The sequence below is a fragment of the Lysinibacillus sphaericus genome (genome assembly GCF_015844675.1).
GTDB classification, from domain to species: domain Bacteria; phylum Bacillota; class Bacilli; order Bacillales_A; family Planococcaceae; genus Lysinibacillus; species Lysinibacillus sphaericus_E.
Genome location: NZ_LDGC01000042.1, coordinates 1 through 1503, shown reverse-complemented (window position 1 = coordinate 1503; position 1503 = coordinate 1). Strand labels below are relative to the sequence as shown.

1 protein-coding gene is annotated in these 1503 nt (G+C 39.0%); it reads right to left on the bottom strand.

Features of this window, described 5'->3' with window-relative positions:
- Positions 1-53: 53 nt before the first annotated feature.
- Positions 54-1384 (bottom strand): IS3 family transposase gene (locus tag ABE34_RS12280; RefSeq protein WP_197142858.1). Its coding sequence is split into 2 segments (ribosomal slippage): positions 54-1006 and positions 1006-1384, totalling 1332 coding nucleotides; the frame shifts between segments, so codons are not numbered across the junction.
- Positions 1385-1503 lie beyond the last annotated feature (119 nt).

Here is a 1503-nt window from a genome sequence, read left to right as displayed (position 1 = left end):
TGAACTGAACCCTATTTTGTAGACAGTTTAATAAAAAGGGATGTAGTTGTAAGTTAAGCCGCAATGAGATGGCTTCGGTAAGTTGCCGGAGCCATCTTTTTTAATGTCCATTGCTTTCGTGTGTGATTATAATGGTCCATATAATCCATCACTATTGTGTGTAATTCTGCCAAACTTTCTGCTTGTTTATAATCTACTTCATCTTTGAAATGACCGAAGAACGATTCTATTGGCGCATTATCAAGACAATTTCCTCTGCGGGACATTGACTGGAGAAGTCCCATTTCTTTTACACGCTGCTGATATTCTGGGTGTGTATAATGAATACCTTGGTCCGAGTGAATCATCGCTTCCGGATGGAGATTGCCGTCTAGATGTGTTTTTAACTTTTCAAGCGTCTTATAGACAAGGGACATCTTTAACGTAGTAGATAATTCATATGCTACAATTTCTCGTGTTGCGACATCTTTCACGCATGATAAATACGCCCTTTGACCACCTCTATATTGCAGATACGTAATATCTGTTAAGAATACTTTTCCTGGCTCCTCTTGCTTAAATGCACGGTTTAAATGGTTCGGTATACGGCGATGCGCCTCTGTTGCTTTTTCTAACAGACGATATGGATTCGCACGACGTACTTTTGCATATAAATTGAACTTACGCATCAGACGAAGAATCTTTTTATGGTTCATCGGTGTGTCCAGCACATCTACCAGTGCCATATAAAATCCACGATAACCAATTTTCCCTTTCGCTTGATCATAAATTGATTTTAATAAGATGTAATCTTGATAATCAGCTTCTTCACGTAAAGCGTGTTTCTCCCTATTTTGAAGCCACTTATAATAGCCGCTTGGACTGACATTCGCTACCTGACAAAGATGACGAGTCATATTTTTTAATTGATATAAACGAATCGTTTCATTGATGGCTTGGTATTTCTCTTTTGGTGTTAAAAACGATTCTTCTTCGCCTGCCTTTCCATTTCGTCGAGCTTTTTTAACAGATTAAGTTCTGCCTCTAATAGTTGAATACGCGCTTCCGCTTTCTCAAGTTTTTTTTCTGCGGATAAGTTTTCAAGGCGTGGACGACCAGTACTCTCTTTTCCACGACGTTCCTCGTAAAAGCCTTCCTTACCATGTGTTTGATATGTTTTCTTCCAACGGCTAATTGCACTTTGAGCTTTCTTAATTCCTATCAGCTCTAAGTCAAATCCTGCTTCTCTGAAGATTTGGACTGGACCTTTTCCTTGTAAATTTGCCTGAACAGCTTTCAATTTAAAGTCGGCTGTATATTGAATTGAGCGGTCGGATACTGAGGCGACATTTGGATTCGCTTCAATTTGTCTGCGTTGGTGCTCGTTAAAAATTATTTTACTCATGATGTTCTCCCGTTCATAAATGGTATGGTTAGTATAACGGGGTTTTCAAACGTTGAAAATAGAAAAACCCCGAATAGGTCCACTTTTTTTAAAGTGTCCACTATTCGGGGTTCAGTTCA